Raw genomic sequence first — 261 nt, forward strand, 5'->3', positions numbered from 1 at the left:
GCCAGCGACCCCCTGTGAGTACGACCATTCTGAGACTGACAGGAGCGACGACCGCTTACTCGTCGAGTGCCACTTCGATCCCGCGAGCACCGAGATCATCGGCAAAGGCTGTCGAGTCTGTCTCGATCGCCTCGAAGGTGTTGTAATGTATCGGCACGACCAGATCGGGATCCATCGCCTCTGCGAGGTTGGCGGCAGCCTCGCGGTCCATAGTGAACCTTCCGCCAATCGGTGGGAGTAACACGTCCACGTCCAGTCGCT

General features: G+C 60.2%; 1 protein-coding gene. It reads right to left on the bottom strand.

The window, feature by feature from the left end; all coding sequences use genetic code 11:
* Positions 1 to 55: 55 nt before the first annotated feature.
* The coding region (locus SM755_RS23840; protein WP_323174863.1) for an MBL fold metallo-hydrolase at positions 56 to 261 on the bottom strand (206 nt) is incomplete at its 5' end.

Origin of the sequence: Natrialba sp. PRR66 (assembly GCF_034808065.1) — an archaeon.
Lineage (GTDB): Archaea > Halobacteriota > Halobacteria > Halobacteriales > Natrialbaceae > Natrialba > Natrialba aegyptia.